Raw genomic sequence first — 25,873 nt, 5'->3', positions numbered from 1 at the left:
TTTAACTACATTACGTCAATTAGAAGGGAAGTCATTAACTACTAAGCCCCTTTTCCATTCAGATCAAGGGTTTCAATATACATCTAAATCCTACGCAAAACAGTTAGAGAAATTAGGATTTGTCGGTAGTCATTCTAGACGTGGAAACTGTTTTGATAATGCGTGTATCGAATCATTCTTCTCACATTTAAAAACAGAGAAGTTGTATTTAGTGTGCCCAAAAACATATGAAATGGCCTACCGAGCAATTCAAGAATATATTCAATTTTATAATACAGAAAGATTCCAAGAAAAACTTCACGGCCTTTCCCCGATAGAATATCGGGAAAAGGCCGTGGCATAATACTCTTTTTATTACTGTCTACTTGACAGGGAGATGACCAATGGGCTCTTTTTTATTTTTCTTTCTTATGTTCCTTATGTTCCTTATATTCATGTACTTTTTCTTTCACATTACCAACTGTATCTTTAGCAGTGCCTTTCACCTTATCCCATTTTCCTTCAGCTTGTAATTTCTTATTGTCAGTTACTTTCCCAACAACTTCTTTTACTTCACCTTTTACCTTATCAATGGCACCTTCTACTTTTTCTTTTAAACCATGATCATGTTTAGTCATACATTTCTCCTCCTTGTAGTTTGATTAGAATTCTCTTTTCATATTGCAAGTTGAATGATGTATCTAGTAATAGCGTATCAAATCTAGTTCGAATATTCAAATGATTAATAGGATAGAAAAGGAATTGTCATGAAATGTATAAAATTGTAATGAGAAGAGAAAGAGTGTTAATTATATTTCTTTTGCAGTCCATATAGATTTCGTATAAGCAATTTTCATATGGGCACGTTCCATATTATTTTGACTGCCGCTACCGAACCTTGCTTGTCCAACTATTAACTTACAATTGGCTTCAATAGCTATTTCAATTCGTTTTTGAATTAATGCGGTATGACAGCCTTTACGTTGAAATTCTGGCAAAGTAGCAGAAGAAGCTAATGAAGCAACACCGTTATTTATATAGAGAACTCCTATACTCGCAGGAGTGTTTTGAACTTCGGCTATGAAAAAATACCAGCCAGGTTTATTGTAGAGAATTTCGTTATTTTGGCGGACGCCATCTTTTGTAAAGGATGGCATATTAAATCCACGTACATAAATGTCTGCAAAAATATCAAACTCATTTTCTTTTAGTTTTCGTATTGTAATATTAGAAGGAAGAAGTGATGAACCCTCTCTCGGTATACTATACAAAGCAGTATGGAAGCTAGATTGATAAAATCCTTTTTGAGATAAGTATTGAAATAATTCAGTTGTACCTTGTGCTGGGGTAATTTCAAAACGACAAGGGATTTGTAGTGATTCATAATAAGAAATGATTGCATCAATCGCATCTGCATTTGTAATACCTTTTACCGTATTAAAAGCAGGACCAGCAATTATTTTTGATGAAAAGGCAGTGGCACTACCGAATTTTTTCATTTGCACTTGCATTGGGTTTCCGCTCATTGTTTGTAGTCTCTCTAATCTAGAAGAGAGCATATCAATTTCTGCATTTTCAATTTCTGTTGCTATATCAAGTGTCATAACAGTAGTCATAAAATTCCTCCGTTAATAAATATATTTCATAGTACATATACGATTTTTGTTTTGAGATTCCTGTTGAAATATGAGAGAATAAGAGGTTTTTTGGAAGGGAAATGGAAGTGAGCTGTCGAAGGGAGTGGAAACAGATTAAAGGTGGTGCTCTCATGAAACAAAAAACCGTGCAGACATGCTCTAATTGTGGTTCTCAAAACATAGGAGAAGGTGAGTTTGTCGGATATGCACAAATACGGAAAAAGGAAACGATGTTTACATCTTCGCCGGTGGATGCTTATATTTGTACAGATTGTGGGAATATCCTTTTACTAAAGGTAAGGAATTATGAAAAGTTTAAGCAGAAGCCGTTATGATCATTGAGAAATGGTCATATCCAACTTTGTATACGAAACGACTTATGTTAAGGAAAATGAATATGAGTGATAGTTTACATATATATGAGTATGCTACAGATAAAGAGATGACAACTTTTACTGTATGGGATGCTCATCGATCGTTATGTGACACATATAACTATATAGAAGAAATTGTGGGTCAGTACAATGGAGGGCAAGTAGCACCTCTTGGAATTTTATTAAAAGAGGAAAAAAACTTATAGGCACGTGTGGATTTATAAAATATGATTTGGTCACACATACAGCAGAAATTGCATACGCCTTATCTCGAAAATATTGGGGAAGAGGATTAGCTACGGAGGCTGTGTTAGCTTTTTTCTACTATGGTTTTCATGAATTGCATCTTAATAGTATTGAAGCGGGATGTGATTCAGAAAATGAAGCATCTGAAAAATTAATGAAACGTTTGAATATGGAGTACAAATATACAATTCAGAAGGATATGTTTATTAAAGGTAAGAATCGTGATACAAAAAGGTATTTTATATCTAGAGAAAGATATATGAATCAATGAAATATCTTACATTGAAAACTCCTTTAAATGAATTAAGGAGTTTTTTTATTTTGATAACAACAAATGGACTATTAGGAAGCGCTATTTTTATTAACGTTCTAAGTATAGAAAAAAAACGCTATATAACACAATCGCAACCGCAAGTTGACAAAGTGCAACCGCAGGAAGATAGAGATAAGGGCAATGTTTACATACAATTTAGGTAAGAAAACAAAGGGGGACACACATATGGGATTTGGTGAAAAGCTTTTTAGATTAAGAAAGGAAAAGGGCCTTTCTCAAGAAGCATTAGCTGAAAAATTAAATACCACAAGGCAAGCAGTTAGTAAATGGGAAAACGGTCAAGGTTTTCCTGAAACTGAAAAATTAATAATGATTGGAAATGTATTTGAAGTATCACTCGACTATTTATTAAAAGAAACTGCAGAGCAAAGTAACGAAAAGAAAAATGGTTACTATGTAAGTAAGGAAATGGCAGAAGGGTATGTAGTGTATGGACAAAAAATTTCTAAATATATTGCGTTAGGATTTAGTTTGCTTATTTTATCTACAATACCGTACTTATTATTTAAAGAAAATGCGACAATGTCTACGTTTCTTGTCATTATCATTGCAGTGCTTGGGATTGGAGCAATGATGGCATCTGTAACAATAGAAGAGAGTCGATACAATGTATTGAAAAAGGAAGAACTACTATTTGATCAAAACTTTCTAAAAGAATTGACAAAAAGATATGCGATTATTAAGAAGAAGTATGCTGCAGTAATGATCGTTGGATTTTGTTTTATAGCAGCAGGCGCGATACCGTTTTTATTTGAGAAAAAACGAATTACTTCAGGAGAGCTTGTGCAGTACTACCCTTATTGTGTTGTACTTATTGCTATCGGAGTTTATCTTTTTGTTCGTGTGTTAGGAGTATGGGAGATATATCGGATCTTAGTAGAAAATAAAGAATATAGTAATCGTCTTATTTTTAAACTGAAAAAGAAAGTGAGAAAAAAGGTAGATAGTTTATAAAAGATAAAAAAACATGTTTCGAATCAATGTATTCAAAACATGTTTTTTATCGTTCTGAATTATTTCCAAGAAAATAATTCAGAAAATACAGAAAAATATAGTGGTTATTTGCAGAAGTCTGTTATAATAAACAAAAAATGAGAACGCTTTAAAGGGGGATATAACCAATATGATGATGAACGTACCGCTAACAATTAGTTCTATGATGGAAAGAGCAGAGAAACTATTTTCGAAGAAAGAAATTGTTTCACGGACACATGATACAGTTACAACGTTAACGTATAAGCAGTTAGGGGAAAGGACGAGAAGACTTTCCAGTGCGTTGAAAAAGCTTGGAATTAAAGAAGGTGAACGTGTAGGAACATTAGCGTGGAACCATCATCGACATGTGGAAGCGTATTTTGCTATTCCAGGTATTGCTTCTGTTTTGCACACAATTAATATTCGTTTATCTCCTCAACATATTTCATACATTATTCAGCACGCAGAAGACCGAGTTCTACTTATAGATGAAGATCTCGTACCACTCGTTGAAAATATTCAATCACAATTATCAACTGTACAAGCTTACATTATTATGACTGATAAAGATGAACTCCCAAATACTACGCTGGAACCTGTATATCATTATGAAAAGCTATTAGAAGAAGGCAATCCAAATTTCCAATTTGTAAAAGATATTGATGAAAATACACCTGCTGGTATGTGTTATACGTCAGCGACTACAGGAAATCCAAAAGGTGTTGTATATACGCATCGTAGTACTGTTTTGCATTGTATGGCACTCGGTTTAGCTGATACAGCTGCTTTATCGGAAAGTGATGCAGCAATGGCAATCGTCCCTATGTTTCATGTGAACGCTTGGGGACTTCCTTTCGCTGCTACTTGGTTTGGATCAAAACAAGTTCTTCCTGGACCGATGTTTACTCCGAAAATTTTATTAGAGATGATTCAATCAGAAAAAGTGACGTTAGCTGCGGGTGTGCCGACAATTTGGCTCGGCGTATTACAAGAGTTAGAAAATAATAGTTACGATTTATCTAGTATGACGAGAATACTATGCGGAGGTGCAGCGGCGCCGAAAAGTGTTATTAAAGCATTTGAACAGAAACATAATGTTCCGTTCATACATGCATATGGTATGACTGAAACGAGTCCACTCGTAACACTTGCACGTTTGAAAAGTTATGAAACGGAATTATCGTATGAAGAGCAACTAGAAATTCGCTCTAAACAAGGATATCTTGTACCTGGTGTCGAGATGAAAGTAGTCGGGACAAATGGTGAAGTGAAGTGGGATGGTACTGAGATGGGAGAATTATGTTTACGAGCACCGTGGATCGCTGAAAGCTATTATAACGATGATCGTACTGTCGAAGGGTTTCGCGATGGATGGTTATATACTGGTGATGTTGTCACAGTGGATGAGGAAGGTTGCGTGAAAATTGTTGACCGTACGAAGGATGTTATTAAAAGCGGGGGAGAATGGATTTCTTCTGTCGATCTTGAAAATGCTTTAATGGCACATGATGCTATATTTGAAGCGGCTGTCGTTGCAATTCCTCACCCTCAGTGGCAAGAGCGACCTGTTGCCTGCGTCGTTCAAAAGAAAAATAGTACAGTAACGAAAGAAGAAATATATGAGTTTTTAAAACCACAGTTTGCGAAGTGGTGGTTACCAGATGATATTGTATTTATGGAAGAAATACCGAAAACATCTGTTGGGAAGTTTTTAAAGCAGGCGCTTCGGAAAGAACTTGAGCATTTGCATAAAGAGAAATAATTGAATTTATATTTGTAAACTAATATGTTTAACTGGTTGACAAAAACTAAATAGAAAGATAATATAACTCCTGTAATATGTTATCTGAGAAACATTTTAAGTTTACAAATAGGAGAAGCAAATATGAATACAAAAAATTTAGTTTTCGTCGCTTTATTTAGTTCTATTATGGGAGTGTTAGGGTTAATACCTCCGATTGCTCTTTCTATTACACCAGTTCCGATTACATTGCAATCACTCGGTGTTATGCTTGCGGGTGGGTTGTTAGGATCACGTCTAGGTGCGTTAAGTCAGCTTATTTTCTTACTTATTGTAGGAGTTGGAGCACCATTACTTGCTGGTGGACGTGGTGGCCTTGGTGTATTTGTTGGGCCAAGTGCAGGATATTTACTTGGTTACATCATTGGAGCGTTTGTTATTGGTTATTTAATTGAGCGTTTACGTGAAGTTTCTATTATAAAAGTATTATGTATTAATATAATTGGTGGTATTTTCGTAGTTTATGTATTTGGTATTACTGTACAAGCGTTTTTAATGAATGTTTCTGTATGGGAGACAATGAAAGTGAGTGCTGTGTTTTTACCAGGGGATTGTATAAAAGCAATTATTGCGGCAGTTCTCGTAACAAAATTACATCGTTCATTGAAACATATTATTACACCCGCTTTAAAGAATGGAAAATATACAAATGCGGGATGATAAAGGGAAGAAACACGTTTATTGCGTGTTTCTTTTTATTATTTTTGTAAAGAAAGGACATCTCATATGGGGATTACAAAAGAATATAAAAAGCATGCCTCTTTACAACCAAATAAAATAGCGATAAAGGAAAATGATAGAGTTTTAACATATAAAGAGTGGTTTGAATCAGTTTGTAAAGTAGCAAGCTGGTTAAATGAAAAAAAATTGAAGAATAAAACGATAGCAATCCTATTAGAAAATCGTATAGAGTTTTTACAACTATTTTCTGGTGCCGCTATGGCCGGGTGGGTTTGTGTTCCGTTAGATATAAAGTGGAAACAAGATGAGCTCAGAGAAAGAATTGAAATTAGTAATCCGGATATGATTGTGACAGAACGATATAAGGTGAATGATCTATTGGATGAAGAAGGAAGAGTAATTGAAATTGATGAGTGGAAAAGAATGATAGAGAAATATCTTCCTACATATTCCACTGTAGAAAGTGTACAACATGCTCCTTTTTATATGGGATTTACATCAGGATCAACAGGAACAGCAAAAGCATTTTTACGTGCACAACAATCGTGGGTTCATAGTTTTGATTGTAATGTACATGACTTTTATATGAAAAGGGAGGATTCGATTTTAATAGCTGGGACGCTCGTTCATTCTCTTTTCTTATACGGGGCAATAAGTGCATTATATGTAGGACAAACGGTGTACATTATGAGAAAGTTCATTCCAAATCAAGTACTAGATAAGTTAGAAACTGAAAATATATCAGTTATGTATACAGTTCCGACAATGCTTGAATCTTTATATAAAGAAAATAGAGTAATAGAAAATAAAATGAAAATTATTTCATCAGGAGCGAAATGGGAAGCTGAAGCGAAAGAAAAAATAAAGAGTATATTTCCTTATGCGAAAAGATATGAATTTTATGGTGCATCAGAGTTAAGTTTTGTAACAGCACTAGTCGATGCAGAAAGCGAAAGAAGGCCAAATTCAGTAGGAAAACCTTGTCACAATGTGCAGGTTCAAATATGTAATGAAGTGGGAAAAGAAGTACCGAAAGGCGAGATAGGAACTGTTTATGTGAAAAGTGATCAGTTTTTTATGGGATACATAATAGATGGGGTTTTAACACGGGAGTTGAATGCAGAAGGCTGGATGACAGTGCGAGATGTAGGCTATGAAGATGAAGAAGGCTTTATATATATTGTTGGTAGAGAGAAGAATATGATTTTATTTGGAGGAATCAATATTTATCCAGAAGAAATAGAAAGTGTATTACATGAACACCCAGCTGTCGATGAAATAGTTGTAATTGGTGTGAAAGATAGTTACTGGGGTGAAAAGCCCGTCGCGATCGTAAAAGGAAGTGCTACGAAACAACAATTAAAGAGTTTTTGCTTACAGAGATTATCCTCTTTTAAAATACCGAAAGAATGGCATTTTGTAGATGGAATACCTTATACAAATAGTGGGAAAATCGCTCGTATGGAAGCAAAAAGTATGATTGAAAACCGGGAGAAAATATATGAATAGAGCAGTTATTGTAGAGGCGAAAAGAACACCTATTGGTAAGAAGAATGGGATGTTAAAAGAGTATGAAGTTCAGCAATTAGCAACGCCGCTTCTTACGTTTTTAAGTAAAGGGATTGAGAGGGAAATAGATGATGTCATATTAGGTAATGTTGTTGGGCCAGGAGGGAATGTTGCAAGATTATCTGCTTTAGCGGCAGGACTTGGCTATCATATTCCTGGTGTAACGATTGATCGGCAATGTGGTGCCGGATTAGAAGCAATTCGCACTGCATGTCATTTCATTCAAGGCGGAGCAGGTAATTGCTATATTGCAGGAGGAGTAGAGAGTACAAGTACGTCACCTTTTCAAAAAAGAGCAAGATTTTCACCTGAAACAATTGGTGATCCTGACATGGGAGTAGCGGCTGAATATGTTGCGGAGCGTTATAACATAACGAGAGAAATGCAAGACGAGTACGCTTGTCTTAGTTATAAGCGGACATTGCAAGCGTTAGAAAAAGGCTATATACATGATGAAATATTTTCTTTTAATGGATTATTAGATGAATCTATAAAGCTAGAAATGAATTATGAACGAATCATTAAAAGAACAAAGCCCGCATTTTTACAAAATGGAACAGTGACGGCAGGTAATTCATGTGGTGTAAATGATGGGGCATGTGCTGTTCTTGTAATGGAAGAGGGACAAGCCTTAAAGTTAGGTTATAAACCTGTACTTCGTTTCGTTCGTAGTGCTGTAGTTGGAGTAGATCCCAATCTTCCAGGAACTGGTCCAATATTTGCGGTGAACAAATTATTAAACGAAATGAATATGAAAGTAGAGGACATCGATTATTTTGAAATAAATGAAGCATTTGCCTCAAAAGTTGTAGCTTGTGCAAAGGAGTTACAAATTCCGTATGAAAAATTAAATGTAAATGGTGGGGCAATTGCGCTCGGTCATCCGTACGGTGCATCTGGGGCTATGCTTGTAACACGTTTATTTTATCAGGCGCAAAGAGAGCATATGAAATATGGAATTGCTACATTAGGAATTGGAGGCGGGATAGGGGTTGCGCTATTATTTGAGAAAGTAGAAGACTAGAAAGGAACTAGTTTTCTACTTTTTGAGGAACATAAACATTGCTACCAGGTTTTGCTTTTATTTCATTCCAAGCAGCAATCGCATCAGCTTTTGCTTTTCCTTTATTATTTGGATCTTCGAAAAAGTCACGAGTAAAGCGATTGTATTCAAATTGTGCACCGATAGTTGTTTTGTATGTAGGGTCTTTTTTTCGTTCGTTTTCTTCATGCCAAAAAGCTACCGCGTCTTCATATGTTTTTCCAACATTTTCTTTAAAAAATTTTTGAAGAGCTACTGTAAAGCGGAAGTTTGTTCCGATTTTTTCTTTGAAAAAAGCACGAACATCTTCGCTACAGCGGTGATTTTTAGTAATAATCGTTTGAAGAGAAAGGTCTTTATAAGAGAGGGGAGCTTTGCTCACTTTTTGCACAGAGCTGTTTTTTAAGACTTTCCCCGTAGTTAAATAATGTGAGATACGCTCGGTTATTTCGGTCTTAGAGCCACTAGCTGGCAAACCATGCTCGCGACAAAATGTTTGCAGTTCTGCTTTTAACCAATAATAGTTTTGAAAATCTTTAAGTGATATAGATTTTGTTAAAGGTGGACGCATGAATATAACAACTTCTTTCTTCCATAATTTTCTTTAATTATAAAACGTATGTTCTTTTTGTGGAAGGATTAATTTGTAAATATAACAGGAAGAGGAGATTACATATGGAAAATGTAATGCAAGTTCGTATTACGGGAATTTTAATTGAAGATGAAAAAGTATTGCTAGTAAAGCAAAAAGTGGCTAATCGCGATTGGTCTTTACCTGGAGGAAGGGTAGAGAATGGTGAAACGTTAGAAGAGGCGATGATTCGAGAAATGAGAGAAGAAACGGGATTAGAAGTTAAAATTAAGAAGCTACTCTATGTTTGTGATAAACCAGATGCTAGTCCATCTTTGTTACATATTACGTTTCTGCTTGAAAGGATTGAAGGTGAAATTACACTACCTTCTAACGAGTTCGATCATAATCCGATTCATGATGTGCAAATGGTACCGATTAACGAATTAAGTTATTATGGTTTTTCGGAAACTTTTATCAATCTTATAAGTGGCGGTTTTGCAAATGCAGGAAGTTATCAAGGGTTAAAACGAAATATAGGCCTGTAAATATAGTTGAAGGATAGCCGTTAGCTATCCTTCATAAACATGTTTTATACTGCTGGCTGTAAAGAAGAAACAAGCTGATTTAAAAACTCGTCCCCGTTCATAACCGCTTTTCCGCCGCCGCGTGCACTCTTTTTATTTCCGCCACCTTTTCCTTCAATTGCAGGAAGAGCATCTTTTAAAAGAGCATTCATATCGAGCGTTACTGTTTTTCCGCAAGCGAGAATACATTGTAGTTTGTCATCATTTTCGATGACGAAATACGTAATTGCATGCTCTTGTTGTTCTGTAATGATAGCTGATAGTTTTGCAATTTCTTGCATAGAACGATCTGTAAATGCTTTAGAAATAAGTAACCCAGCATGTATTTCGGTGGGCTGTTGCAGTAATTCATTTGCCTCTGCAAATAATAATTTTTCATTCATTGTTTGTATTGTTTTTTCGTTTTCCTTTTGAGAGGTAAGAAGCTGTGCTACTTTTGCTGGGATATCAGTTTCGCTACTGTTTAATTGTTTGGAAACATCTTTCATAATTTGTTGCTGTTGCCTCATTAATTTAAGTGTACGCCAACCAGCGATAAAGGTTAAGCGTATACCACCTTTATTGCGCTCCCATCCTAGTACTTGAATAGGACCAACTTCACCAGTGCATTTCGGATGGGTTCCACCACAGCCATTGTAGTCGTAATTTTCGATAATAACAACACGTATATTCTCTGTCATAGTTGGTTCTTTACGAAGAGGTAATGTTTTTGCTTCTTCTAAGTTCATCCACTCTATACGGATTGGGTGGTTTTCAAAAACGATTTTATTGGCAATTTGTACTGCCTTTTCAACCGTTTCTGCATGCAGATTTTCTGTTTCTAAATCAATTGTTATCGTTTCTTTTCCAAGATGGAATCCAATCGTAGGTATGTTGAAATAGTCCCAAAAAACAGCAGATAAAATGTGCTGAGCTGCATGTTGTTGCATATGATCAAAACGGCGCTCCTAATTAATTTTACCTTCTACGTCTTCTGTATGTAATTGTTCTGCGATGTAGTGACGAATTTCTCCGTTTATCTCTTCTACATTGATTACATTTATATCATTTAATGTACCAGTATCATATGGTTGTCCGCCACCTGTCGGATAAAATGCTATTTCATTCAAAACAACGTATAAGTTACCATCTTTATCATAATCTTGCTTTATAATTTTAGTAGTAAAGTCTTGCTTATAAGCGTCAGTGTAATATAATTTGTGTCCCAATTTTCTTTCTCCTCTCGCATTAACTAGTTTCATTGTAAAGCAATTGAAATTAGTTTCCTAATATTTCAGAAGAAAGAAACTATTTTTAGAATTTTCTTGCTATAATAAGGGAAAGAAAATGCGGGGGTGGAATAAATATGTTATATGAAAACGGCGTAGATAAACTGCTTAGTTTAAGCAGAAATATTTCCGAATTATATCGAGAATTAAACGAAATGACCCGGATTTTAACGGATTGTAATCGAGAAAGTGTGAAGTTTGATCGATTATATGTAAAAGAGTTACTTTGGAAGAAAGAAGATGTAATAGAGAAATATGACCAGCTACTTGTACAACTTTGTATTAACGAATGCTTTGATCTAAAAAGTGTCATTACAGGGGAATATAAGTATACATATGAAGAAGTAGAAAACATCGTTTTACAATTTAATGAAAAGTATAATGTCGTAATCTTAATTAAAGATGTGTGTAAAGAATTACAATTCACATATGGAATTGATATGGACATAACGAGAACAACTCGGGTATCAACAGCTCAAGTATAGAAAAAGGAAAAGAAAGCAGATCCTTTGCTTTCTTTTTTTGTGAAAATAGAGAGAGTAGGTTTAACGATGAAGGGGAAGTTACAGCATATTCATCCGCTTGGAATGAGTATTATTTTAGGGACATTGTTTGCTAGGTTTGCAACTTCAATGAGTATCCCTTTTTTAGCGATTTATTTAACGACTGTTAAAGGTGTATCAGCTGGAATGACTGGTGCTATTATCGGAACGAGTGCACTTGTTGGCGTTTTTGCTAGTTTTATCGGAGGGAATTTATCAGATCGATTTGGCCGGAAAACGATTATGCTCTGGTCCATGATTGTTTGGATTTTTGTGTTTATAGGTTTTTCACTTGCGGATCATGTTTTAAGTTTCTTTTTATTAAACGCTTTAAATGGATTATGTAGGTCGTTTTTTGAGCCAACATCAAGAGCATTATTATCAGATTTAACAAAGCCTGAGTATCGGTTACTCGTCTATAACTTACGATACGGTGCAATAAATGTTGGAGTTGCAATTGGACCAATTGTTGGATTACAGATTGGGAGTGCAAAATCAACAATTCCTTTTTTAGTAGCAGCTGGGGTATATATTCTATATACAGCTATATTAGCGTTCCAATTTAAGAAGTATCCAATGGAAAAAAAGAAAGTGAGGACAGAAAAACCTGTTACAATGCTAAATGCAATGCGTATATTGCGAAAAGATATAGTATTTTTAGTTGCTTTAGTCGGTATTATTTTGAGTAATTGCGGTTTTTCACATTTAACGACGACAGTATCTCAATATTTTGCAAATGCATATATATTTGAGGATGGAGTGAAGCTATTCTCATATATGCTCGCTTTAAATGCAATTGTTGTAGTGATTATCCAATACCCTGTTATTCAAATGTGCAAAAAGTATACACCGTTAACATCAATTATGGTGGGGACTTTATTTGTGAGCGGAGGATTGTTTGGCTTTGGAATAGTAGAATCTATGCTAGGTGCTGCCGTTTGTACAATTATTTTTACAATTGGAGAAGTATTAATGTTTTCAATGACGGATGTATTTATTGATGATATTGCTGTTGCGCATCTAAAAGGAACATACTTCGGTGCGATGGGCTTTTCGGGAATTGGAGCAGTAATAGGTCCGTGGTTTGGAGGAGTACTTCTCGATTACTACGGGTACCAAAATGGGTTTGCAGTATTTTCAGCACTAGCTATATTTTCAACTGTGGCATTTCCTGTGCTTTTAGTTACAAAAGGTTTATTGAAAAAAAGATATGATAGAAATTCTAATATAGAAATGCATGCGAAATAACATAAGCCCCAGTAACCAACTGGGGCTTAGTTTGTATTATATTAACTCTTAATTTGAAAAAAGAACTTTCTTTTCATGCTTATCAGCAACTTCATTTTTGGAAATATGAATGGCTAAAAATCCGTTTTCTAAGCAGGCTAGCATCTTTTTGTAAATGATAGTAGTAGGTAAAGGGATTGTTCGTTGTAAGGAAATGTTTTTATGAAGTATGCAAATAGCTAGGCCTGTCTCTAACTTTTTAATGAGTACATTTTGTTCTGAAACATTTTGTACATCTGTTTCCAAAATATATTCTTCTTCAGTTTCACAAAGGTCGATGTGAATTTGATTTGGAAAGCTAAAGTTACTATAAGAATCGGAACAAAATTGATCCATCCATTCTTCGAAACCATCAACATGAAAAAGACAATTCTTCTTTTTCTTGCCCATGTAAGACACCCTCCGTAAAATATCAATTCATATCATGTTATGCATGAATGAAACAGAGGTGAAGAATAAATGATGAAATACAAACATTTTATGTTGAATGTGCACTGTATGTGAATGTTTTTTATTACATATCATGATGTGCATGTTTTTTTTGGCGTGAATGGTTACGGTTTTTTACTTTATGAGATCCGCTTAATGGCTCAGGTTGTCCTTGTTTTTCTTTTGATTCACGGTTGTTTTTACCCATTGTATATGACACCTCCTCTTTCTTTTTAGAATGAGAGAAGTTGACGATTTTATACAAGAATGTTTTTAGAAAAAAAGGTAAAGATAAAGGGGACTAACTATTACAGAAAGGGGATTATATAATGCCATATCATAAAGATAAGCAACAAGCTTTTCAAGCGGCACAGCAAGGAGTTACACAAGCAGAAAATGCATTTAATAATATTGTGAAAAATGACCCTAACTACGGTCATGATTTAAAAGAGTTACGTCAAGAGGTTCAGGAAGCATATGAACAAATTCAAAATGCACTAGAGGTAGCTTCAGAAACACAACGTCCACAACTTGAGCAATATGAAAATAATCTCCAAAATATAATGCGAAATGTAGATCAATTAGAAAAGTAAATGAGGTTGTTGTCTATTAGACAACCTTGCTGCTTTAGTAAACGTTATGCTAAAACAGAAAATTTTTCTATTCGTTTTTTCTTTATTATGCGCAGTACATATATTTCAAGTGGAAAAAGTGGAAGCGAAAATATTGCTCAGAAAAGAGTTAGAACCAACTGGTTATGTAACATGGGAAGTACCTAATAATGAAAAAATTATTGCAATTACATTTGATGATGGGCCAGATCCAACGTATACACCACAAGTTTTAGATCTATTACGTCAATATAAAGCTGAAGCGACATTTTTTATGATTGGATTTCGAGTTCAGCGCAATCCATACTTAGTGAAGCAAGTGTTAAAAGAGGGACATGAAATTGGAAATCATACGATGAATCATTTGTATGCGAGTAATTCATCAGATAAAAAATTAGAAAATGATATTTTAGATGGAAAGAAATTTTTTGAAAAATGGGTGAAAGAACCTTTGCTATTCCGTCCTCCTGGTGGATATATTAACGATGCTGTATTTAAAACAGCGAAAGAAGCTGGTTATCAAACTGTTCTATGGTCGTGGCATCAAGATCCACGTGATTGGGCAAATCCAGGGGTTGAATCCATTGTAAATCATGTAGTGAAAAATGCTAAAAGTGGCGATATTGTATTGTTACATGATGGAGGAAATGATCGTAGTCAAACGGTAGCAGCACTAGCAAAAATTTTACCTAAGCTGAAAAAGCAGGGCTATCGATTTGTAACGGTTTCGGAATTACTACGTTATAAACATTAGAAAAAATCCCAAAAGGAAAATAGACCTTTTGGGATTTTTCTTTACTGGTTCTTTTTACGTTTCTTATTATTTTGTCGCTCTGCTGGAGTTAAAGGCTCGTTTGCAAATTCTTCATTGTAACCAGTTCCTTGTCCCTGTGCAGATGCAGCATTCATTCCTGAAATAGTATGATTTGCTTTTCTTTTACCCATTTTATTTCACCTCTATAACATTTTTTGTATGTTGAATGATGAGCAGTTCATAGTATGTATGAACTGTAAGTAAACTGCTGATAGAGCACTTTACTTTATGATAATAGTATTCATAAGGAGCATGAAAGCTATTCAAATTTAGAAACATAAAGAAAACTTATGATAATCTATAAGTTTCTTATTATTTACTTATTTAGAAAGTTGTAATAAGATATTATCGTAAGGTATTGAAAAGTTTGTCTACATTTTATATTCAGACAACTTAGTCACGTTTAACAGGGGGGAAACATAATGGTCAAACATAATCCATTTCAATCACGTGCAACTTTTGAAGTAGATGGAAAAACGTATCATTATTATGATTTGAAAGCGCTTGAAAATGCAGGGGTTGGCAACGTATCTCAATTACCATATTCCGTGAAAGTTTTACTTGAATCAGTACTTCGTCAAGTAGACGGACGTGTAATCACAGAAGAGCATGTTACAAATTTAGCGAAATGGGGAACGAAAGATGTTCAAGATATCGATGTTCCATTTAAACCATCACGTGTAATTTTACAAGATTTCACTGGTGTTCCAGCTGTTGTTGATTTGGCTTCGCTTCGTAAAGCAATGGCAGACATGGGCGGAGATCCTGACAAAATTAATCCTGAAATTACTGTAGACCTTGTAATTGACCACTCTGTACAGGTTGATAGAGCGGGTACGGCAGACGCGCTTGCATTCAACATGGACTTAGAGTTTAAACGTAATGAAGAACGTTATAAATTTTTAAGCTGGGCACAAAAATCATTTGATAACTACCGTGCGGTTCCACCAGCTACAGGTATTGTACACCAAGTAAACCTTGAATATTTAGCACCAGTTGTTCATGCTGTGAAAAATGCTGAAGGTGATTTAGTTGCATATCCAGATTCGTTAGTTGGAACAGACTCACATACAACAATGATTAACGGTATCGGCGTTCTTGGATGGGGCGTTGGTGGTATTGAAGCAGAAGCTGGAATGCTTGGACAGCCTTCATACTTCCCAGTACCTGAAGTAATCGGTGTGAAATTAACTGGTACACTTCCAAGTGGTACTACAGCGACAGACGTTGCATTAAAAGTAACACAAGTATTACGTCAAAAAGGTGTAGTTGGTAAATTCGTTGAGTTCTTCGGTAATGGACTAAAGAGCATGCCTTTAGCTGACCGTGCAACAATTTCAAATATGGCACCAGAATACGGCGCAACTTGTGGATTCTTCCCAATCGATGATATTTCATTAGAATACTTACGTTTAACAGGTAGAGATGAAGAACAAATTCGCGTTGTTGAAGAATACTGTAAAGCAAATGGTCTATTCTATACAGCAGACAGCAAAGATCCAATTTACACTGATCTTGTTGAAATTGATTTAAATACAATCGAATCTAACCTTTCTGGACCGAAACGCCCGCAAGATTTAATTCCACTTTCAGATATGAAAGATGCGTTCCACAAAGCTGTTGTAGCACCAGTTGGAACACAAGGACTTGGATTTAATGAGCAAGAGTTCAATAAAGAAGTGAAGGTTACATTAGAAGATAAAGAAGTAACGATGAAAACAGGTGCAATTGCAATCGCTGCAATTACAAGCTGTACAAATACATCAAACCCATACGTATTAATCGGGGCAGGTTTAGTTGCGAAGAAAGCAATTGAAAAAGGACTTAAAGTACCTGAGTATGTAAAAACATCATTAGCACCAGGATCAAAAGTTGTTACTGAATACTTAGATAAATCAGGTTTAACAACATATTTAGATCAATTAGGTTTCCAAACAGTTGGTTACGGCTGTACGACTTGTATCGGTAACTCTGGTCCATTAGCGCCAGAATTAGAAGAAGCAATCGCAGCAAACGACTTACTAGTAACATCTGTTTTATCTGGTAACCGTAACTTTGAAGGGCGTATTCACCCACTTGTAAAAGCAAACTACTTAGCATCACCACCACTTGTTGTGGCATATGCACTTGCAGGTACTGTTGATATTGACCTGAAAAATGATGAAATCGGTAAAGATGCAAATGGTAATGCTGTTTACTTCAACGATATTTGGCCATCAGCTAAAGAAATTGAAGATGTAGTTCAAAGCGTTGTTACATCTGAGCTGTTCAAGAAAGAATATGCACAAGTATTTAACAGCAATGAGCGTTGGAATGAAATCCAAACTTCAAACGAAGCTTTATATACTTGGGATAATGATTCAACATACATTCAAAACCCACCATTCTTTGAAGGTTTATCTAAAGAGCCAGGTGAAGTTGAAACGTTATCAGGCTTACGCGTAGTTGGTAAATTTGGTGACTCTGTAACGACAGACCATATTTCACCAGCAGGTTCAATCGGTAAGCACACACCAGCTGGACGCTACTTATTAGAAAACGGCGTACAACCAGTTGACTTCAACTCTTACGGTTCTCGTCGTGGTAACCATGAAGTTATGATGCGTGGTACATTCGCGAACATCCGTATTAAAAACCAAATCGCACCAGGAACAGAAGGCGGATATACAACATATTGGCCAACTGGTGAAGTAACATCAATCTATGATGCTGCTATGAAATATAAGGAAGATGGAACAGGTCTTCTAGTTGTTGCTGGTAAAGATTACGGTATGGGAAGTTCTCGTGACTGGGCTGCGAAAGGTACTAACTTATTAGGTATTAAAGCAGTAATCGCAGAAAGCTTCGAACGTATTCACCGCAGTAACTTAGTGTTAATGGGTGTATTACCACTTCAATTTAAAGATGGCGAAAGTGCTGAAACGTTAGGTCTTGTTGGTAACGAGTCATTTGAAATTCAAATCGACAAAACAGTTAGACCACGCGATCTTGTAAAAGTAGTTGCAACTGATGCAGATGGCAACGAAAAACAATTTGAAGTAGTAGCTCGTTTCGATAGTGAAGTTGAAATTGATTACTACCGTCACGGTGGTATTCTGCAAATGGTTCTTCGTGAGAAAATTGAAGAATCAAAAGTGTCGAACTAAATAATTGAAATGAACAATAAGGAAGCTAACAATAGTTAGCTTCCTTATTTTATGGAAAGGGATGAAACCATATGGTTTCATCCCTTTCTTTTTACTAGGAAAAGTGGAGGGAACGTCATGAAAGGATTTAAAAGAATATTGTTGCCGTTACGACAAGAGAAAATATTAGTAATAGCAGCCATTTGTAGTGGAATTATTGCTGCTATTTTAAATTTATCACGCCCAATTCTCATAGGAGTAATTGTAGACAATCTTATTCAAAGGGAGCTAAAAGGTGCGTATTTATATATAGCTTTGTTTGCGGGTAGTCGCTTTTTAATGTGGACGAACAATCTTTTATTTGATTACATAAGTTCAAGATCGAGTCAACGTATATTACAAACGAAACGTATAGAATTATTGCGTCACTATTTCTCATTACCGTTTGAAGAGAGTGAGAAGATTAAGCAAGGAGAGTTAGAAACTTTGGTCGTGTCTGATATTCCGAACTGGGTCAGATTATATGGCTCTATATTAATAGAATATATACATGTTATTGCTCAATTTATTGGAGCTTTCATAGCACTACAACATATAGATATACAGTTTATATTGTGGGTAACTCCGTTTTTATTTTTAAGTGCAATTGTTCCAATACTGATGGGAGAAAAGTAAGGGATATTGCAAGCATTTCTCAAAAAAATCAATCAAGTGTTGTAGAGATGGTGTCACAGTTTGTAAAGGGAGTACAAGATTTGCGGAGTTTACAAAAAGAAAAATGGGCAATTCGCTTATTTAAAAGAGTAACAGCACAATCGTATAAATCAGAAGTAAAGAAGACGATGATGCAACATTGCATTGGAGTAGTTGGAATGGTGATTGAAACAGGAGCATATATTGTTGTTCTCATTATAGGTGCACAAAAAATAATGAGGGGAGAAATAGAAGTTGGTTCACTCATTGCAGTGTTAGCGACAATTGAGATGCTCTTTTTCCCTGTCCGTTATGTGGGCGATTTATTAATAATGACACAAGTTGCAGTCGCTTCGGCAAATAGAGCTTTTTGCTTTTTAAATAAACGAGCAGCAGATAGCAATGTAGAAAGAGCGATGGGGATCAGGATAACAAATGTTTCATTTCAGGAGAATGATGGAGAGAAATGTAGAATTCATAATATCGATTTACAAATTCATCCTGGTGAACTCGTTATTATTGTGGGAGAAAGCGGTGCAGGAAAAACAACGCTTTTAAAGTTAATAACGGGCTTGTATAAACCATCTAACGGTAGCATTGCTTATTATGGTAATGAAGCTCGTATGACTACAGTGTGGCAAGAACCACGTTTTTTCCGAACGACGGTAACAGAGAATATGTATTTCGGGGAAGAGGGTTTAGAAAATCAGCTAGAAAAAAATAGTGAACTTATAAATGCAACGCCGATTATTAGAGGGTTACCTGAAGGGAGTCAAACTGTGCTACATAAAAGCGGTGAAGAGTTTTCAGGAGGCGAAAGAAAACGTCTTGCCTTATTGCGAGCGATTGTATCAAATCCAACTCTTATTATTTTAGATGAACCGACGGCTGGGTTAGATCCGGGCAATCAAGAATTGGTTTGGAATATGATTGAAGGGATAGGAAGAGATGTAACGAGAATTGTGGCAACACATGATGTAGAGAGAGCGATGATAGCAGATTGTGTTGTTGTCATGAAGAATGGGATTATTGTGGAATGTGGGAATCCTAGAGAATTATTAAATTGCAACTCATTGTACAATGAGTTGCAAACAAAAAGATAAGAGATATGTAATGCTCTTATCTTTATTCCGCTATTTGCCGGGTAGCCCGATTGGTGAGGGCTGATTAAAGTTTCACTTTATTCGGTCTCATTAAGTTGATAAGTATAAGAATTCGGATCACTAGAATTAACTTCTTTGACGAGAGTAAGTTGATTTGTATCTGGATTATATTTAAAAATCTTAATTGTATGTTCGCTATTTAGTAATGGATTATATTCTTGAATAGCGAATGTATTTTCCGCAATTTGTGTCATATTACTGGTGGGAACATTTTCTATGGAATCATGATTTGTAGAAATTTCAACGACTTTTTCACTGTTGAAAAATAAAAGAACGATTACTAAAATAACTAAGCATATTCGTATATAGCGTAGCTCTTTTGTGATAGGGTGTTCTCCCAAAACAATCATCCTTTCTATAACTATTCTATAGTAGTAATGGTAGTCATTGTGAAAAAAGTAATAATGCCGAGGCCTGCCAAAAGGATAAATGAGATTAATGCGATATAGAGACAAATACGTCCAACTTGTTTTTTTAGGATCTTTACTAAATAGTGAGATAATCCATGTGATAATTCCGATTGGGAAAAATATAAAACTAAGAATATATAGAAGTATTTTTTCAAATAAATTCATGAGAGCTCCTTTCATTGTAAAATGTTCCGTGTATTTCTAATTATATGATTAAAAGGTAAATATTTCATATTATTTATAAAAATTCTGATTATTTAGAATGTGAATATTTTCAAGCTTGTCCGTATAAGCTAAAATAAGGTATATAGCATTTGAATGGATATATTAAAAGAAGATAAACACGTTAGGGTGATATAACATGTGGCGGAAGCTTATGATTATTGTAGTGTTACTTTGTTTAGCGGGATATGCAGCTTATGAACAGTTTGGTCATAAAGAGCAGGCGGTAAAAGTGAAGCAAGAAAAAAGTGAAGTTGCTATGAAAGAGATGATCGCAAGGAATGGTATTGAGATAGGGAAGAGTGCACCGGACTTTGAATTAACTAAGTTAGATGGGACAAATGTAAAGTTATCGGATTTAAAAGGAAAGAAAGTAATTTTAAACTTTTGGGCTACGTGGTGTGGACCATGTCAGCAAGAAATGCCGGATATGGAGGCTTTCTATAAAGAACATAAAGAAAACGTAGAAATTTTAGCGATCAATTATACGCCTTCAGAAAAAGGTGGGGGGGAAGAGAAGGTAAGCAATTTTGCTAAAGAAAAAGGAATTACTTTTCCTATTTTATTGGACAAGAACATTGATGTGACAACAGCGTATAAAGTAATTACGATTCCAACTTCGTATTTTATAGATACAAAAGGTGTCATTCAAGATAAGTTTATTGGGCCGATGACACAAAAAGAGATGGAGAAAAGAGTTGCTAAGTTAAAATAATGGTGAAAAGGTAGAGATGGAGAGTTCCCATTTCTGCCTTTTCTTTTTCAAGTAGTAATCACTTCATGATATGATGTAAGAAATATAAACGTTTAGAGATAAAGGAGTGTATGGAGTGGGGAATGTATCCTTACCGTTAGATTATGTTGTAATTGATTTTGAAACAACAGGATTTAACCCTTATAATGATAAAATTATTCAAGTTGCAGCGGTGAAATATCGTAATCATGAACTGGTAGATCAATTTGTTTCATACGTGAATCCAGAGCGGCCAATTCCGGACCGAATAACGAGTTTAACAGGTATTACCAATTATCGCGTTTCAGATGCACCGACGATTGAAGAAGTGTTACCTTTATTTTTAGCATTTTTACATACAAATGTTATTGTGGCCCATAATGCTTCTTTTGATATGCGCTTTTTGAAAAGTAATGTAAATATGCTGGGGCTGCCTGAACCTAAAAATAAAGTAATTGATACTGTATTTTTAGCGAAGAAATACATGAAGCATGCGCCTAATCATAAACTTGAAACGTTAAAACGAATGCTTGGAATTCGTTTAAGCTCTCATAATGCATTTGACGATTGCATTACGTGTGCTGCTGTTTATCAAAAGTGTGCAGCTATTGAAGAAGAAGGACAGAGAAAAGTAAATAAGGTCTCACTTGATGAAATTGTAGTATACAAAGCGGTGAAAGAAATGCTTGCACGTAATAAACGTAATGTAGAATGGCTACGTTGTATGAACGTAGGAAGTTATTTAGATATAAAAGCTTTTTATCCAGTTATGAGAGTAAAGGTAAAAGGGCGAAAGAAATATGTATTAACAGACATATTAGAAGAAGATGTGAAAGAAATATGTACAAGCTTAAATTGTGAACAAGCGTTAAAAAGTGAAGTTGGTAATACGCGAATTATGCTTAATAGCTTAGAGGATGTTATGAAATTAGAAAGTTATATTTTAGAGCAGTATGATTTTGTATTACAGGCGCTTCATGATTATAAAGAAAATGAAATGAATGCGGATGAAAAGTTAAAAGAGTATTTAAATATTATGGTATAAAAAACTCCGTGTGCAATATATTGTACACGGAGTTTTTTTAGGAGTACTAAAACATAAAATTTTCTTACAAATCTGATTAAAGAGTTTTTTGTTTGCTCATACTATGTAATAAGAAAGCGAAGGAGAGAGGGTGAACAACATGAGAAGAAGTCGCCGTAAATCATTTGAAGAACTTGTAAATGAAAATAAACAACAATTATTAAGCGATCGTGATGCAATTGATCGCATTGAAGAGCGCATTGAAAAACGTTATGAAATGAAACTTTTTAAGCAAGCTGAATAATTCTTAACACTAGTACGATACTAGTGTTAAGGAGGCGATAGTAATGGGTAATCCGAAAAAAAATTCAAAAGACTTTGCACCAAATCATATTGGAACACAATCGAAAAAAGCTGGTGGAAATAAAGGAAAGCAAATGCAAGATCAAACAGGTAAACAACCGATTGTTGATAACGGTTAAAGAAAAGGAGAATATTACATTCTCCTTTTTTATGTATAAATTTGAGGGAAGATAGGTAATTTAAGATGGTGTGTATATACAATATTAGGAGGGAAGTACATGCCAAATCCAGATAATCGAAGTGACAACGCTGAAAAGTTACAAGAAATGGTGCAAAATACAGTTGATAACTTTAATGAAGCAAAAGAAACAGCGGAACTTTCTAATGAAAAAGATCGTGCTGCTATTGAAGCAAAAAATCAAAGACGTTTAGAAAGTATTGACTCATTAAAAAGTGAAATCAAAGATGAATCTTAACAAAATGTACAAAAAAGGGCTGACTTTTGTCAGCCCTTTTTCGTAATCGTAAAATTTTCAACGAGTAAACGCCAATTTTGCGGGAATGGTAAACCAATTTTCCAGTAACTAATACCGCCTATACCTTGTTCTTTCATTAAATTGAATTTACTTTGAACAGACCGTGAATCTTCAAACCAAACTTTGTGTTGCACGCCGTTTTCATCAAAATAATTAAAATGAGGGGCTTGGGCTGTGAAATCATAACGAATAGGAACATTATATTTACGAGCTAGTGCAACAGCTGCGACAGAGCTAATTGCTTTTGCGGGTGGATTTCCTTGTTTAAATGGAAGCTTCCAATCAAATCCGTATAAATTTTGCCCCATCATAATTTTTTGGGGAGGCATTTGAGATTTTGCATATTGAAGTACTTCTTTTACAGGACCGATAGGAGAAATCGCCATCGGTGGCCCGCCCTGCCATCCCCAGTCGTATGTCATAATGACGACGAAATCAACAATTTGCCCTTGCGCTTTATAATCGTGAGCTTCGAAAAATTTTCCCTTTTGATTTGAACTTGTTTTCGGCACGAGAGTTGTGCTCAATGTGTACCCGCTAGGTAAGCGTGTTTTTACATTTCGTAAAAAGCGATTATACGCTTCTCGGTCTTCAGGTGCTACACTTTCGAAATCGAAATGAACGTCTCGCATGCCATATTTCTCAGCTGTTTGCAAAATGTTTGTAATAAATTTGTTTTGAATCGTTGCGTCGCGTAAAATAACCGATGTTAGATCGGCACTGAAATTACCATTTTCAATATTTGTAATAACGAGCATAGGGATTGTTTTACCTTGCGTTGCAATATTAGCGATTTTAGCTGTTTCAGTAGGTTCTTTTAATGTGCCATCTCTTTTTGCTTCAAAACTAAAATAAGCTAAATATGTTAAAAATGGATTGATGGCACGTGTAGCATTAACTAAACTCTCTTTAATCGGTATAGTGGAAGGCTGTAAATAAGCGATGGATTCTACAGCTCGTTTTGTACCTTTTGGTACGTATAATTGTTGTCCGACATGGAGAATAGATTTTAAAGATAAATTATTAACTTTAGCTAAACTAGCGAGGGGGACATTATATGTTTGAGAAATTCGATATAGGCTGTCACCAGGCTGTACATAATAATTATTTCCTTTCGTATTAACGATAAGTGCCTGACCAACAACGAGCGTTTCAGCTGGATTTAGTCCATTGTCTATTACTATTTCGTCAGGTGTTGATCCATATTTTGATGCCAAGCTATATACGCTATCACCACTACGAACCGTTACAATTTGAATCATATGCTGGCTCCTTTCAGTAAAAGATTCACTGTTTTTATTTTATTTTTGATGTTACTGTATTATGATTAAATGTATGCAAGGCAGCAGAAGTGAAAGAAGGCGAATATACATATGTTTGTAGCAGAACATGAAGTTGAAATCCGTTATGCGGAAACAGATCAAATGGGTGTTGTTTACCATTCAAACTACTTAGTGTGGCTTGAGTTAGGTCGCACGAAACTTATACAAGATTTAGGTTTTTCATATGTTGAAATGGAGAAAGAAGGAATTATTTCTCCTGTGTTAGATTTACAAATTTCATATCGTAAAGCGATGCGTTACGGAGAAAAAGCAATCGTAAAAACATGGGTAGATACTGTGAGCCCACTTCGCGTTGTATATGGATATGAAATATATAATGGTGATGGTGAACTGTGTATTACTGCAAGTACGACGAATATTTGTGCGAAAAAAGAAGGGTTCCGTCCTGTATCATTTAAAAAGTTATATCCTGAGTGGTATGCGAAATATGAGGAAATTAAGAAAAAATAAAAAAGCGTGGCAGAAGCCACGTTTTTTTATTTTTCATAATTAAATTGTGGGAAGTCGTCACCTTCGTTAAGTGTAACAGATAAATTATGTCCATCGAAGAACCATTCATCATCGCCTTCAATAAAGAAGTTAATGCCTTCTTCTTGAATTTGAACAGCAGGGTGTGCAGGATCATCTTTACGAATACCTAAAGAAAGTCCTTTTTGCACAGTACTGCAACCACCGTATTGTACGAAAAAGCGTAGTGTTTCATTTGATTGTAAGTTTAATTCATTTTTATACCATTGTGCTGCTTCTTTTGTTACGGAAAGATTCATGTATAGTTCCTCCAAATTATGTTGCTTTTTCTTTAGTATAAAAAATAACGCAAAAAGACGCTATTAATATGCTTCACGTTTTCTTTTTGCGTTATGTGGGTTACGATCTTATTTTTGCTTTTTTGAAAAGTTTGCTTTTGGTTCAGTTTTATTTATAATTCGTCCGATATTTGCACGGTGTTTATAAATAACCATACCTGCTAATAAACACATCGCAATAATGAAGATTTTATCCCCGCTAACAATGGATGCAATAACAGCAACAACTGCTGTTACCATAGAAGAAAGTGATACGTATCTTGTTGTAAATAAAAGGGTGAAAAATACAACAGCCAATATTGCAAAAACAACTGGTGAATAGCATAATAGTACCCCAGCAGAAGTTGCAACTGCTTTACCACCGCGGAATTTTGCGAAGATTGGATAGACATGTCCAAGAACAGCCGCTAACCCGAACCATAGTGGGTGAATATCTAATCCGAAAATCATTGGTAGACTTGTTGCTAAAGTCCCTTTTAAAATGTCAGCAATTGTAACGGTAAAACCTGCTTTTTTCCCTAATGTGCGGAATGTGTTTGTTCCGCCTAGATTACCGCTCCCGTGCTCACGAATATCGATTCCGTAGCCAATTTTTCCAACAACTAGTGCAAATGGAATCGAGCCAAGTAAGTAGGCAACGATAAATAAAAGATATGTAGTAACCATAAGTTCAGTCTCCTTTATTCAAATGTGTTGATAAAGGGTAAAAAGAGTTTTTCCCGTATATTGTACCATACATTTGTAAAGAGCACATTTCTTTTTTGTAAA

Annotated in this window: 29 protein-coding genes and 4 pseudogenes; 21 read left to right on the top strand and 12 right to left on the bottom strand. The window is 35.2% G+C overall.

Going from position 1 to position 25,873, the window contains the following annotated elements; translation table 11 throughout:
- Positions 1-343: IS3 family transposase (locus BAQ53_RS16975; protein ID WP_208906051.1), on the top strand; the 343-nt coding region annotated here is incomplete at its 5' end.
- A gap of 52 nt (positions 344-395) precedes the next feature.
- Here BAQ53_RS16975 and BAQ53_RS16970 read toward each other — a convergent pair.
- Positions 396-617 (bottom strand): CsbD family protein, encoded by a 222-nt coding sequence (locus tag BAQ53_RS16970; protein ID WP_208906049.1) that lies wholly within the window; start codon positions 615-617, stop codon positions 396-398.
- A 171-nt stretch (positions 618-788) separates the two neighbouring features.
- On the bottom strand, positions 789-1,595 hold the full coding sequence (locus tag BAQ53_RS16965) for a GNAT family N-acetyltransferase (protein ID WP_208906047.1): 807 nt from the start codon (positions 1,593-1,595) through the stop codon (positions 789-791).
- Between the two features lie 152 nt (positions 1,596-1,747).
- On the opposite strand from BAQ53_RS16965, the gene BAQ53_RS16960 reads away from it, so the two are divergent.
- From BAQ53_RS16960 to BAQ53_RS16930, 7 genes and pseudogenes are all read left to right on the top strand, one after another.
- The gene (locus BAQ53_RS16960; RefSeq protein ID WP_208906040.1) at positions 1,748-1,951 is read left to right on the top strand and encodes a hypothetical protein; all 204 of its coding nucleotides are present in this window, start codon (positions 1,748-1,750) and stop codon (positions 1,949-1,951) included.
- A pseudogene (locus tag BAQ53_RS16955) lies at positions 1,948-2,507 on the top strand (GNAT family N-acetyltransferase). The gene BAQ53_RS16960 and the pseudogene BAQ53_RS16955 overlap by 4 nt, the downstream one beginning before the upstream one ends.
- Before the next feature lie 228 nt (positions 2,508-2,735).
- Positions 2,736-3,524 (top strand): helix-turn-helix domain-containing protein, encoded by a 789-nt coding sequence (locus BAQ53_RS16950; RefSeq protein ID WP_208906038.1) that lies wholly within the window; start codon positions 2,736-2,738, stop codon positions 3,522-3,524.
- Between the two features lie 169 nt (positions 3,525-3,693).
- Entirely contained in the window at positions 3,694-5,307 is a 1,614-nt protein-coding gene (locus tag BAQ53_RS16945; RefSeq protein ID WP_000980210.1) for a long-chain fatty acid--CoA ligase, read from the top strand.
- Between the two features lie 123 nt (positions 5,308-5,430).
- Positions 5,431-6,006 (top strand): biotin transporter BioY, encoded by a 576-nt coding sequence (locus BAQ53_RS16940; RefSeq protein WP_001093336.1) that lies wholly within the window; start codon positions 5,431-5,433, stop codon positions 6,004-6,006.
- A 66-nt stretch (positions 6,007-6,072) separates the two neighbouring features.
- On the top strand, positions 6,073-7,536 hold the full coding sequence (locus tag BAQ53_RS16935) for an acyl-CoA synthetase (protein WP_208906030.1): 1,464 nt from the start codon (positions 6,073-6,075) through the stop codon (positions 7,534-7,536).
- Positions 7,529-8,620 carry an acetyl-CoA C-acyltransferase gene (locus tag BAQ53_RS16930; protein ID WP_001078000.1) on the top strand — a complete coding sequence of 364 codons (1,092 nt, stop codon included), beginning with the start codon at positions 7,529-7,531 and terminating at the stop codon, positions 8,618-8,620. The genes BAQ53_RS16935 and BAQ53_RS16930 overlap by 8 nt, the downstream gene beginning before the upstream one ends.
- 7 nt (positions 8,621-8,627) lie before the next feature.
- Here BAQ53_RS16930 and BAQ53_RS16925 read toward each other — a convergent pair whose 3' ends face one another.
- Complete coding sequence (locus BAQ53_RS16925; RefSeq protein WP_001247756.1) at positions 8,628-9,209, bottom strand: DUF6434 domain-containing protein; 582 nt, start codon at positions 9,207-9,209, stop codon at positions 8,628-8,630.
- Positions 9,210-9,313: 104 nt separating this feature from the next.
- On the opposite strand from BAQ53_RS16925, the gene BAQ53_RS16920 reads away from it, so the two are divergent.
- The gene (locus BAQ53_RS16920; protein ID WP_208906027.1) at positions 9,314-9,757 is read left to right on the top strand and encodes an NUDIX hydrolase; all 444 of its coding nucleotides are present in this window, start codon (positions 9,314-9,316) and stop codon (positions 9,755-9,757) included.
- Positions 9,758-9,801: 44 nt separating this feature from the next.
- On the opposite strand, the pseudogene BAQ53_RS16915 reads toward BAQ53_RS16920, so the two are convergent.
- Positions 9,802-11,004, bottom strand: a pseudogene (locus tag BAQ53_RS16915) (alanyl-tRNA editing protein).
- A 137-nt stretch (positions 11,005-11,141) separates the two neighbouring features.
- Between BAQ53_RS16915 and BAQ53_RS16910 the strand changes: the two are divergent.
- Both BAQ53_RS16910 and BAQ53_RS16905 read left to right on the top strand, forming a co-directional pair.
- Positions 11,142-11,549 carry a hypothetical protein gene (locus BAQ53_RS16910; protein ID WP_000965150.1) on the top strand — a complete coding sequence of 136 codons (408 nt, stop codon included), beginning with the start codon at positions 11,142-11,144 and terminating at the stop codon, positions 11,547-11,549.
- Positions 11,550-11,615: 66 nt separating this feature from the next.
- Positions 11,616-12,854, top strand: coding sequence for an MDR family MFS transporter (locus tag BAQ53_RS16905; protein ID WP_000676809.1), 1,239 nt, complete (start codon positions 11,616-11,618; stop codon positions 12,852-12,854).
- A gap of 48 nt (positions 12,855-12,902) precedes the next feature.
- On the opposite strand, the gene BAQ53_RS16900 is transcribed toward BAQ53_RS16905, so the two are convergent.
- Positions 12,903-13,283, bottom strand: coding sequence for an Hsp20/alpha crystallin family protein (locus tag BAQ53_RS16900; RefSeq protein WP_000516756.1), 381 nt, complete (start codon positions 13,281-13,283; stop codon positions 12,903-12,905).
- A gap of 124 nt (positions 13,284-13,407) precedes the next feature.
- On the bottom strand, positions 13,408-13,530 hold the full coding sequence (locus BAQ53_RS16895; RefSeq protein WP_000517653.1) for a small acid-soluble spore protein P: 123 nt from the start codon (positions 13,528-13,530) through the stop codon (positions 13,408-13,410).
- A 121-nt stretch (positions 13,531-13,651) separates the two neighbouring features.
- On the opposite strand from BAQ53_RS16895, the gene BAQ53_RS16890 reads away from it, so the two are divergent.
- A complete protein-coding gene (locus BAQ53_RS16890; RefSeq protein ID WP_001146295.1) occupies positions 13,652-13,915 on the top strand; it encodes a hypothetical protein in 264 nt (87 codons plus the stop codon).
- A 46-nt stretch (positions 13,916-13,961) separates the two neighbouring features.
- Positions 13,962-14,687, top strand: a complete 726-nt coding sequence (gene pdaB, locus BAQ53_RS16885; protein ID WP_208906019.1) for a polysaccharide deacetylase family sporulation protein PdaB — start codon at positions 13,962-13,964, stop codon at positions 14,685-14,687.
- A 41-nt stretch (positions 14,688-14,728) separates the two neighbouring features.
- On the opposite strand, the gene sspO is transcribed toward pdaB, so the two are convergent.
- A complete protein-coding gene (sspO, locus tag BAQ53_RS16880; RefSeq protein WP_000518057.1) occupies positions 14,729-14,878 on the bottom strand; it encodes a small acid-soluble spore protein SspO in 150 nt (49 codons plus the stop codon).
- Positions 14,879-15,169: 291 nt separating this feature from the next.
- Between sspO and acnA the strand changes: the two genes are divergently transcribed.
- Positions 15,170-17,893 (top strand): aconitate hydratase AcnA, encoded by a 2,724-nt coding sequence (gene acnA, locus BAQ53_RS16875; RefSeq protein ID WP_208906017.1) that lies wholly within the window; start codon positions 15,170-15,172, stop codon positions 17,891-17,893.
- A 117-nt stretch (positions 17,894-18,010) separates the two neighbouring features.
- Positions 18,011-19,668: pseudogene (locus BAQ53_RS16870) on the top strand (ABC transporter ATP-binding protein).
- A gap of 77 nt (positions 19,669-19,745) precedes the next feature.
- Here BAQ53_RS16870 and BAQ53_RS16865 read toward each other — a convergent pair.
- Together BAQ53_RS16865 and BAQ53_RS16860 are read right to left on the bottom strand one after the other, a co-directional pair.
- A complete protein-coding gene (locus BAQ53_RS16865) occupies positions 19,746-20,078 on the bottom strand; it encodes a YmzC family protein (protein WP_074593090.1) in 333 nt (110 codons plus the stop codon).
- Between the two features lie 11 nt (positions 20,079-20,089).
- A pseudogene (locus BAQ53_RS16860) lies at positions 20,090-20,303 on the bottom strand (hypothetical protein).
- Between the two features lie 196 nt (positions 20,304-20,499).
- Between BAQ53_RS16860 and BAQ53_RS16855 the strand changes: the two are divergent.
- From BAQ53_RS16855 to tlp, 5 genes are all read left to right on the top strand, one after another.
- Positions 20,500-21,075 carry a TlpA family protein disulfide reductase gene (locus tag BAQ53_RS16855; RefSeq protein WP_000269041.1) on the top strand — a complete coding sequence of 192 codons (576 nt, stop codon included), beginning with the start codon at positions 20,500-20,502 and terminating at the stop codon, positions 21,073-21,075.
- Positions 21,076-21,190: 115 nt separating this feature from the next.
- Positions 21,191-22,138, top strand: coding sequence for a 3'-5' exonuclease (locus tag BAQ53_RS16850; protein WP_208906007.1), 948 nt, complete (start codon positions 21,191-21,193; stop codon positions 22,136-22,138).
- Between the two features lie 139 nt (positions 22,139-22,277).
- Positions 22,278-22,421: an FbpB family small basic protein gene (locus BAQ53_RS16845; protein WP_001254699.1), complete on the top strand. Its 144-nt coding sequence runs from the start codon at positions 22,278-22,280 to the stop codon at positions 22,419-22,421.
- 43 nt (positions 22,422-22,464) lie between these two features.
- Entirely contained in the window at positions 22,465-22,599 is a 135-nt protein-coding gene (gene sspN / locus BAQ53_RS16840) for an acid-soluble spore protein SspN (protein WP_000527987.1), read from the top strand.
- A gap of 99 nt (positions 22,600-22,698) precedes the next feature.
- Positions 22,699-22,896: a small acid-soluble spore protein Tlp gene (gene tlp / locus BAQ53_RS16835; RefSeq protein ID WP_001133511.1), complete on the top strand. Its 198-nt coding sequence runs from the start codon at positions 22,699-22,701 to the stop codon at positions 22,894-22,896.
- A 29-nt stretch (positions 22,897-22,925) separates the two neighbouring features.
- Here the strand turns inward: tlp and BAQ53_RS16830 are convergent, their stop codons facing one another.
- The gene (locus tag BAQ53_RS16830) at positions 22,926-24,218 is read right to left on the bottom strand and encodes a glycoside hydrolase family 18 protein (RefSeq protein WP_208906005.1); all 1,293 of its coding nucleotides are present in this window, start codon (positions 24,216-24,218) and stop codon (positions 22,926-22,928) included.
- A 111-nt stretch (positions 24,219-24,329) separates the two neighbouring features.
- Between BAQ53_RS16830 and BAQ53_RS16825 the strand changes: the two genes are divergently transcribed.
- On the top strand, positions 24,330-24,749 hold the full coding sequence (locus tag BAQ53_RS16825; RefSeq protein WP_000495812.1) for an acyl-CoA thioesterase: 420 nt from the start codon (positions 24,330-24,332) through the stop codon (positions 24,747-24,749).
- Between the two features lie 26 nt (positions 24,750-24,775).
- Here the strand turns inward: BAQ53_RS16825 and BAQ53_RS16820 are convergent, their stop codons facing one another.
- Both BAQ53_RS16820 and plsY read right to left on the bottom strand, forming a co-directional pair.
- Complete coding sequence (locus tag BAQ53_RS16820; protein ID WP_001054453.1) at positions 24,776-25,066, bottom strand: HesB/YadR/YfhF family protein; 291 nt, start codon at positions 25,064-25,066, stop codon at positions 24,776-24,778.
- A gap of 108 nt (positions 25,067-25,174) precedes the next feature.
- Positions 25,175-25,771 (bottom strand): glycerol-3-phosphate 1-O-acyltransferase PlsY, encoded by a 597-nt coding sequence (plsY, locus tag BAQ53_RS16815; RefSeq protein ID WP_000258974.1) that lies wholly within the window; start codon positions 25,769-25,771, stop codon positions 25,175-25,177.
- Between the last annotated feature and the right edge of the window lie 102 nt (positions 25,772-25,873).

It is taken from the genome of Bacillus sp. B25(2016b) (assembly GCF_001679765.1).
Classification (GTDB): domain Bacteria; phylum Bacillota; class Bacilli; order Bacillales; family Bacillaceae_G; genus Bacillus_A; species Bacillus_A thuringiensis_K.
Note: the sequence above shows the minus strand (reverse complement) of the source record. Positions and strands in the feature narration are given on the sequence as shown.

What these genes read in the sequence shown, in the direction of transcription:
- BAQ53_RS16960 (WP_208906040.1), top strand. Translation starts at nt 1,748, where the DNA reads ATGAAACAAAAAACCGTGCAGACATGCTCTAATTGTGGTTCTCAAAAC.
- BAQ53_RS16950 (WP_208906038.1), top strand. Translation starts at nt 2,736, where the DNA reads ATGGGATTTGGTGAAAAGCTTTTTAGATTAAGAAAGGAAAAGGGCCTT.
- sspN (WP_000527987.1), top strand. Translation starts at nt 22,465, where the DNA reads ATGGGTAATCCGAAAAAAAATTCAAAAGACTTTGCACCAAATCATATT.
- BAQ53_RS16965 (WP_208906047.1), bottom strand. Translation starts at nt 1,595, where the DNA reads ATGACTACTGTTATGACACTTGATATAGCAACAGAAATTGAAAATGCA.
- BAQ53_RS16970 (WP_208906049.1), bottom strand. Translation starts at nt 617, where the DNA reads ATGACTAAACATGATCATGGTTTAAAAGAAAAAGTAGAAGGTGCCATT.
- BAQ53_RS16830 (WP_208906005.1), bottom strand. Translation starts at nt 24,218, where the DNA reads ATGATTCAAATTGTAACGGTTCGTAGTGGTGATAGCGTATATAGCTTG.
- BAQ53_RS16865 (WP_074593090.1), bottom strand. Translation starts at nt 20,078, where the DNA reads ATGATTGTTTTGGGAGAACACCCTATCACAAAAGAGCTACGCTATATA.
- BAQ53_RS16890 (WP_001146295.1), top strand. Translation starts at nt 13,652, where the DNA reads ATGCCATATCATAAAGATAAGCAACAAGCTTTTCAAGCGGCACAGCAA.
- BAQ53_RS16895 (WP_000517653.1), bottom strand. Translation starts at nt 13,530, where the DNA reads ATGGGTAAAAACAACCGTGAATCAAAAGAAAAACAAGGACAACCTGAG.
- acnA (WP_208906017.1), top strand. Translation starts at nt 15,170, where the DNA reads ATGGTCAAACATAATCCATTTCAATCACGTGCAACTTTTGAAGTAGAT.
- BAQ53_RS16910 (WP_000965150.1), top strand. Translation starts at nt 11,142, where the DNA reads ATGTTATATGAAAACGGCGTAGATAAACTGCTTAGTTTAAGCAGAAAT.
- BAQ53_RS16920 (WP_208906027.1), top strand. Translation starts at nt 9,314, where the DNA reads ATGGAAAATGTAATGCAAGTTCGTATTACGGGAATTTTAATTGAAGAT.
- pdaB (WP_208906019.1), top strand. Translation starts at nt 13,962, where the DNA reads ATGCTAAAACAGAAAATTTTTCTATTCGTTTTTTCTTTATTATGCGCA.
- BAQ53_RS16930 (WP_001078000.1), top strand. Translation starts at nt 7,529, where the DNA reads ATGAATAGAGCAGTTATTGTAGAGGCGAAAAGAACACCTATTGGTAAG.
- BAQ53_RS16820 (WP_001054453.1), bottom strand. Translation starts at nt 25,066, where the DNA reads ATGAATCTTTCCGTAACAAAAGAAGCAGCACAATGGTATAAAAATGAA.
- BAQ53_RS16855 (WP_000269041.1), top strand. Translation starts at nt 20,500, where the DNA reads ATGTGGCGGAAGCTTATGATTATTGTAGTGTTACTTTGTTTAGCGGGA.
- sspO (WP_000518057.1), bottom strand. Translation starts at nt 14,878, where the DNA reads ATGGGTAAAAGAAAAGCAAATCATACTATTTCAGGAATGAATGCTGCA.
- BAQ53_RS16900 (WP_000516756.1), bottom strand. Translation starts at nt 13,283, where the DNA reads ATGGGCAAGAAAAAGAAGAATTGTCTTTTTCATGTTGATGGTTTCGAA.
- tlp (WP_001133511.1), top strand. Translation starts at nt 22,699, where the DNA reads ATGCCAAATCCAGATAATCGAAGTGACAACGCTGAAAAGTTACAAGAA.
- plsY (WP_000258974.1), bottom strand. Translation starts at nt 25,771, where the DNA reads ATGGTTACTACATATCTTTTATTTATCGTTGCCTACTTACTTGGCTCG.
- BAQ53_RS16935 (WP_208906030.1), top strand. Translation starts at nt 6,073, where the DNA reads ATGGGGATTACAAAAGAATATAAAAAGCATGCCTCTTTACAACCAAAT.
- BAQ53_RS16845 (WP_001254699.1), top strand. Translation starts at nt 22,278, where the DNA reads ATGAGAAGAAGTCGCCGTAAATCATTTGAAGAACTTGTAAATGAAAAT.
- BAQ53_RS16905 (WP_000676809.1), top strand. Translation starts at nt 11,616, where the DNA reads ATGAAGGGGAAGTTACAGCATATTCATCCGCTTGGAATGAGTATTATT.
- BAQ53_RS16925 (WP_001247756.1), bottom strand. Translation starts at nt 9,209, where the DNA reads ATGCGTCCACCTTTAACAAAATCTATATCACTTAAAGATTTTCAAAAC.
- BAQ53_RS16945 (WP_000980210.1), top strand. Translation starts at nt 3,694, where the DNA reads ATGATGATGAACGTACCGCTAACAATTAGTTCTATGATGGAAAGAGCA.
- BAQ53_RS16825 (WP_000495812.1), top strand. Translation starts at nt 24,330, where the DNA reads ATGTTTGTAGCAGAACATGAAGTTGAAATCCGTTATGCGGAAACAGAT.
- BAQ53_RS16940 (WP_001093336.1), top strand. Translation starts at nt 5,431, where the DNA reads ATGAATACAAAAAATTTAGTTTTCGTCGCTTTATTTAGTTCTATTATG.